Source organism: Klebsiella sp. CN_Kp088, from assembly GCF_040064335.1.
In the GTDB taxonomy this organism is placed as follows: Bacteria; Pseudomonadota; Gammaproteobacteria; order Enterobacterales; family Enterobacteriaceae; genus Klebsiella; species Klebsiella aerogenes.
The window spans coordinates 38913-45320 of sequence record NZ_JBEAIQ010000040.1 but is presented as its reverse complement, the minus strand read 5'-3'; the positions used below and the strand labels follow the sequence as shown (position 1 = coordinate 45320).

Here is a 6408-nt window from a genome sequence, read left to right as displayed (position 1 = left end):
TCTGAATTAACACAAAGCACATGTTTTTCCCGGACCAAAACCGTTGCAAACCGATGCGATATCTACATGAGCGTGCCATTGTAGCCCCGGTAAGCGCAGCGCCACCGGGGGGCGGCCGGAGTAATTACGCCAAAATGGCCTTGCAGATAGCGTCGCTGACCTGCTGCGTTGAGGCGTTGCCTTTCATGTCCGGGGTTTTCGGCCCGCTGGCGATCACCTGCTCTATCGCCGCCAGAATGCCGTTGTGCGCGGCATGGTAGCGCTCGTCGCCGTTTCCGAGGAAATCGAGCATCATCGCCCCGGCCCAAACGGTGGCGATCGGGTTGGCGATATTTTTACCGTAAATATCCGGTGCCGACCCGTGAACCGGTTCGAACAGCGACGGGAAGGTCCGCTCTGGGTTCAGGTTAGCCGACGGCGCAATACCGATAGTGCCGGTACAGGCCGGGCCGAGATCCGACAGAATATCGCCAAACAAATTGGAGCCGACGACCACGTCGAAACGTTCCGGCTGCAGCACGAAGCGGGCGCAGAGAATATCGATATGCTGCTTGTCCCAGCGAATCTCGGGATAGCTTTTGGCCATCTCTTCCACGCGCTCATCCCAGTAGGGCATGCTGATCGCCAGACCGTTAGATTTGGTTGCTGAGGTCAGCGTTTTGCGCGGGCGGCTTTGCGCCAGCTCAAAGGCGTAGCGCAGGATTCGGTCAACGCCGCGGCGGGTGAAGACCGACTCCTGAATCACCACTTCATGCTCGGTGCCTTCATTGGCGCGACCGCCGAGGGCGGAATATTCGCCTTCGGTATTTTCGCGCACCACGTAAAAATCGATGTCGCCGGCCTTTTTACCTGCCAGCGGACAGGGGACGCCGGGGAACAGGCGCACCGGGCGCAGGTTGACGTACTGATCGAACTCACGGCGGAACTTCAGCAGCGACCCCCAAAGCGAGATATGGTCGGGGACGGTATCCGGCCAGCCGACGGCGCCGAAATAGATAGCATCGAAGCCCTGCAACTGCTCGCGCCAGTCGTCCGGCATCATCTTGCCGTGATGGGCGTAATATTCGCAGCTTGCCCACTCCATCTGCTCGAAGCTCAGCGACAGATCCCAACGCTGCGCGGCGGCTTGCAGCACGCGAATACCTTCAGGCAGAACTTCTTTACCAATTCCGTCACCGGGGATGGCGGCAATACGACAGGTTTTTTTCATTCCGGTTCTCACTTTTTAGCGATGATGTTTGACCACCTGCCTATCCTATAATTGACTGGTTCATAATTAATCACGCTAACTGGTGAAACATAAAACACAGATCATGAATAATCTGCCGCTGCTAAATGATTTACGCGTGTTCATGCTGGTCGCTCGCCGGGCCGGTTTTGCCGCCGCCGCCGAGGAGCTTGGCGTCTCACCGGCGTTCGTCAGCAAGCGGGTTTCGCTGCTGGAGCAAACCCTGCATGTGATGTTGCTGCACCGTACCACCCGTCGGGTCACCATTACCGAAGAGGGGGAGCGGATCTACGAATGGGCGCAGCGCATTCTGCAGGATGTGGATGAGATGATGGACGAGCTTTCCGACGTGCGTCAGGTACCGCAGGGAACGCTGCGTATTATTAGCAGCTTTGGTTTTGGCCGTCGGGTGGTGGCGCCGGCGCTGTCGGCGCTGGCGCGCCAGTACCCACAACTTGAGCTGCGCTTCGATGTCCAGGACCGGCTGGTGGATTTAGTCAATGAAGGGGTGGATCTCGATATTCGCGTCGGCGACGATATCGCGCCGAATCTGATTGCCCGCAAGCTGGCGACCAACCACCGTATTCTCTGCGCGTCGCCGCAGTTTCTTGCCCGCCATCCGCAGCCGAAGCAGCTTAGCGATCTGGCTACCTTGCCCTGTCTGGTGATTAAAGAGCGCGACCATCCGTTTGGCGTCTGGCAATTGCATAGCAAAGAGGGTCAGCACGCGATCAAGGTGACCGGGCCGCTCTCCTCCAACCATGGAGAGATTGTGCATCAGTGGTGTCTGGATGGGCAGGGCATTGCGTTACGCTCATGGTGGGATGTCAGTGAAAATATCGCCAGCGGCCATCTGGTGCACGTGCTGCCGGACTACTTCCAGCCCGCCAACGTCTGGGCGGTCTACGTGTCGCGGCTGGCGACCTCAGCCAAAATTCGCACCACCGTGGAGTTTCTGCGCCACTATTTTCAGCAACACTATCCCCAGCAGTGTATCGTCAGCAGCGAGGAAAACAGCCGGCGACCAGCGCCGCCGGCGGAGGGCGTTACAGACGAGTGACGCTCTGCAGAATCGTCAGCGCGCGGGAGAATTGGGCATCCGGGATGGTCAACGGATAGAGGAAGCGAATAACGTTGCCATACTGACCGCAGGTCAACAGCAGCAGACCCTGCTCCAGCGCCTGCTGCTGGATTTTCTGCGCAATCGCCGCCGACGGTTCGCCGGTCGCCGGATCGAAGAACTCGGCGGCGATCATCGAACCCACGCCGCGCGCTTCCACCAGCGCCGGACACCAGCCCTTAACTTCCTGTAGCGTCGCCAGCAGGCGCTCGCCGAGGAACTGGGCGCGCTCGCACAGCGCTTCGTTATCAATGATATCCAGCACCGCATGTGCGGCCGCCACCGCCAGCGGGTTGCCGGCGTAGGTGCCGCCTAAGCCGCCCGGCGCCGGGGCATCCATAATCTGCGCGTTACCAACCACGCCGGAAAGCGGCATGCCGCCCGCCAGGCTTTTGGCCATCGTCATCAGATCCGGTTTATCGACATAGTGATCCATGGCGAACAATTTACCGGTGCGGGCAAAGCCGCTCTGTACTTCATCGGCAATCATCACGATGCCGTGCTCATCGCAGAGGCGGCGTACTGCGGCAACCAGCTCTTTCGGCGCGACGTTAAAACCGCCTTCGCCCTGTACCGGTTCGAAAATAATCGCCGCCACCTGTTTGGCTTCGATATCGGCTTTGAACAGGCGTTCAAGGGCGGTAATCGAATCGGCGGTGCTGATACCGTGCAGCGCTGACGGGTACGGCACGTGGTATACCGAGCCGGGGAACGGCCCGAAGCCCAGTTTGTACGGCGCGACCTTACCGGTTAGCGCCATCGTCATATAGGTACGGCCATGGAAACCGCCGCCGAAGGCGATAACGCCCGGACGTCCGGTATGGGCACGGGCGATTTTCACCGCGTTTTCGACCGCTTCCGCGCCGGTAGAGAAGAAGGCGGTTTTTGCCGGGCCTTTGACCGGCGCCAGTTCGTTGAGCTTCTCCGCCAGCGACACATAGCTTTCATAAGGCACGATCTGATAGGCGGTATGGGTAAATTGCTGTAGCTGCTGTTCAACCGCGGCGACCATCCGCGGATGGCGATGGCCGGTATTCAGCACCGCGATGCCGGCGGCGAAATCGATATATTCATTGCCTTCGACATCGGTCAAGGTGGCGTTTTGCGCGCTCTGGGCAAAGAAGTTGCACATAACGCCCACCCCGCGCGGGGTAGCGGAAAGACGACGCTGATGGAATTCATTGTTGCTCATAATAAACACCCTTTAGCAAAAGTTAATCACGGAACCGAACGGCAAATCAGACCCCAAGGCGGTCGCGCAGGCTGTAGTAGGCGGCGCCCATGGCGGTAAAAGGAATTCGCAGGCTGCGCCCGCCCGGAAACGGGTAGTGCGGCAGTTTGGCAAAAGCATCGAAGCGCTCGGCATCGCCGCGCAGCAGTTCTGAAATCAAGCGTCCGGCCAGATGGGTACAGGTCACGCCGTGACCGCTGTAGCCCTGCATGTAGTAAATATTGTTATCCAGACGGCCGAACTGCGGCATACGCGACAGGGTCAGCAGGAAGTTGCCGGTCCAGCGGTAGTCAATTTTCACCCCCTGCAGCTGCGGGAAGGTTTTCAGCAGCTTCGGCATAATCAGCCGCTCTACGTCGTCCGGGTCACGGGCGCCGTAGACCACGCCGCCGCCATACAGCAGGCGGTTGTCGCCGGTAAGACGGTAGTAGTCCAGCAGGTAGTTACAATCTTCGACACAGTAGTTTTTCGGGATCAGCGAGCGGGCTAACTCTTCTCCCAGCGGTGCGGTGGTCACCACCTGAGTGCCGCACGGCATACTGCGTTTCGCCAGTTCCGGCTCAAGCTTGTCGCCGAGATAGGCGTTACCGGCGACGATCACGTAGCGCGCGGTTACCTGGCCGCGCGCGGTACTGACCACCGCCGGGCTGGTGTGTTGAATTCGGGTCACCAGCGACTGCTCATACACCCGGCCGCCGTTAAGACGAATGGCGTCCGCTTCGCCGATGGCGAGGTTCAGCGGGTGAATATGGCCGCCGCTGTGGTCGAGCAGGGCGCCGACGTAGCGGTCGCTGTCTACTTCGCGACGAATGGCATGGCTGTCGAGCAGCTCCAGTTGGGTATTGCCGTAGCGCTCCCAGTTGGCTTTTTGCTCTTCCAGCGTTTCCATTTGCTTATGGTTCATGGCCACAAACAGGCCGCCTGGGCGGTAATCGCACTGGATCTGGTAGCGCTGAATGCGCTCGCGAATAATATCGCCGCCTTCGAACATCATGCTGCCGAGCATTTTGGCCGCATCCGGGCCGTAGTTCTTCTCAATAACGTCGATATCGCGGCTATAGGAGTTAACCAGCTGTCCGCCGTTACGGCCGCTGGCGCCGAAGCCGATACGCGCGCCTTCCAGCACCACCACGTCGTAACCCATTTCGGCCAGATGCAGGGCCGAGGAGAGGCCGGTGTAGCCGCCGCCGACGACGCAGACATCACAGGTGATTGATTCCTCCAGCGTCGGGAACGGTTCATATTTATTGGCGCTGGCGGCGTAGTAGCTAGTGGTATGTTCAGTCATGATCAAGACTCCAGAGCAATCCAGATGGTTTTCAGTTCGGTGAATTTTTCCAGCGCGTGCAGCGATTTATCGCGCCCGTTGCCGCTCTGCTTATAGCCGCCGAACGGGACGGTCATATCACCATCGTTGTAGTTGTTGACGAAGACCGAGCCGGCCTTCAGGCGGCGACTCATGCGGTGGGCGCGCGACAGATCGCGGGTCCACACCGCGGCGCCAAGACCGTAGTCGCTGTCGTTGGCCAGCTGCAGCGCCTCTTCTTCGCTTTTGAAGCGCGTGACGACCAGCACCGGGCCGAAGATCTCTTCGCGGCTGAGGGTTGAGGCCGGGTCGACATCAACGAAAATGGTCGGGCCGACGGCGGCAGGCCACGGATTTTTGCGCCCGTCGAGGAATAGCGTGCTTTTGGTTTCACCGCCGCGGATAAAGCTGTGCACGCTGTCGGCATGGGCGTTATCAATTAACATTCCCATGGTGGTATCGGGATCGAGCGGATTACCCGGCTGCCAGTTTTGCGCCTGTGCTTTCAGTAATGCCAGGAACTCGTCGGCGATGCTCTCTTCCAGCAGCAGGCGGGTGCCGGCGATGCAGACCTGCCCCTGGTTATAGAAGATACCGCCGGCGGTGGCGTTGACCGCTTTTTGCAGATCCGGACAGTCGGCGAAGACGATATTGGCGCTCTTACCGCCCGCTTCCAGCCACACGCGCTTCATATTGCTGTCGCCGGCATCTTTCAGCAGCTGTTTGCCGGTACGGGTGGATCCGGTGAAGGTGATGACTTCAACGTCAGGATGCAGCGCCAGCGCCTGCCCGGCCTCGTGGCCAAAGCCGCTGATCACGTTTAACACCCCGTCCGGAAGTCCGGCTTCTTTCGCAAGCCCTGCCAGACGCAGGGCGGTGAGCGGCGATTTTTCCGAGGGTTTGAGGATTACGCTATTACCAGCCGCCAGCGCCGGGCCGAGTTTCCAGCAGGCCAGCAGCAGCGGGAAGTTCCACGGCACCACCGCGGCAATCACGCCAATCGGTTCACGAACGATCATTGCCAGCTCGTTGCCGCCGGTGGGCGCCACTTCGCCATAAACTTTATCCAGCGCTTCGGCGTACCAGCGAATGGCGCGGGCGGCGCCGGGAATATCGTCGCGCAGGCTGTGGCGAATCGGTTTGCCGGTATCGAGCGTTTCCAGCAGTGCCAGCTCTTCACGATGGGTTTCCATCAGGTCAGCAAATTTCGTGAGAACCGCTTTACGCCGGGCCGGAGAGGCCTGCGACCAGTCGCCGTTATCAAAAGCCTGACGCGCGGCTTTCACTGCCCGTTCGACGTCGGCTGTTTTACCGCGGGCGACCTGCGCTAATGTCTGCTGTGCGGCAGGGTCGATAGTCTCAAAGGTGGTATTATCGGCCGCGGCGCAATATTCGCCGTTAATAAATAAGCGCGTTTCAATGGCCAGTTTTTTCGCTTTTTCCTGCCAGTAAGCCAGGTGCTGAAAATTCATCATGACTCCTTAAAAACATCATCGGCAAAATATAGGGTTCGGCGTTTTCAG

Annotated in this window: 5 protein-coding genes; 1 reads left to right on the top strand and 4 read right to left on the bottom strand. The window is 59.3% G+C overall.

All coding sequences use genetic code 11. From position 1 onward, the window contains the following. Positions 1-124: 124 nt before the first annotated feature. A complete protein-coding gene (locus ABLV08_RS23335) occupies positions 125-1210 on the bottom strand; it encodes a tartrate dehydrogenase (RefSeq protein WP_015367268.1) in 1086 nt (361 codons plus the stop codon). Between the two features lie 82 nt (positions 1211-1292). Between ABLV08_RS23335 and ABLV08_RS23330 the strand changes: the two genes are divergently transcribed. Then, positions 1293-2288 carry a LysR substrate-binding domain-containing protein gene (locus ABLV08_RS23330; RefSeq protein WP_015367267.1) on the top strand — a complete coding sequence of 332 codons (996 nt, stop codon included), beginning with the start codon at positions 1293-1295 and terminating at the stop codon, positions 2286-2288. Here the strand turns inward: ABLV08_RS23330 and puuE are convergent. The 3 genes from puuE to puuC are packed head-to-tail and all read right to left on the bottom strand — an operon-like array spanning position 2275 to position 6357. Next, positions 2275-3540: a 4-aminobutyrate transaminase gene (gene puuE / locus ABLV08_RS23325; RefSeq protein ID WP_032707736.1), complete on the bottom strand. Its 1266-nt coding sequence runs from the start codon at positions 3538-3540 to the stop codon at positions 2275-2277. The two genes, ABLV08_RS23330 and puuE, sit on opposite strands and share 14 nt — an antisense overlap. 46 nt (positions 3541-3586) lie before the next feature. After that, entirely contained in the window at positions 3587-4867 is a 1281-nt protein-coding gene (locus tag ABLV08_RS23320) for an FAD-binding oxidoreductase (RefSeq protein WP_348856308.1), read from the bottom strand. Between the two features lie 2 nt (positions 4868-4869). Further along, entirely contained in the window at positions 4870-6357 is a 1488-nt protein-coding gene (puuC, locus tag ABLV08_RS23315; protein WP_149271243.1) for an aldehyde dehydrogenase PuuC, read from the bottom strand. Positions 6358-6408 lie beyond the last annotated feature (51 nt).

What these genes read in the sequence shown, in the direction of transcription:
- puuE (WP_032707736.1), bottom strand. Translation starts at nt 3,540, where the DNA reads ATGAGCAACAATGAATTCCATCAGCGTCGTCTTTCCGCTACCCCGCGC.
- ABLV08_RS23320 (WP_348856308.1), bottom strand. Translation starts at nt 4,867, where the DNA reads ATGACTGAACATACCACTAGCTACTACGCCGCCAGCGCCAATAAATAT.
- puuC (WP_149271243.1), bottom strand. Translation starts at nt 6,357, where the DNA reads ATGAATTTTCAGCACCTGGCTTACTGGCAGGAAAAAGCGAAAAAACTG.
- ABLV08_RS23335 (WP_015367268.1), bottom strand. Translation starts at nt 1,210, where the DNA reads ATGAAAAAAACCTGTCGTATTGCCGCCATCCCCGGTGACGGAATTGGT.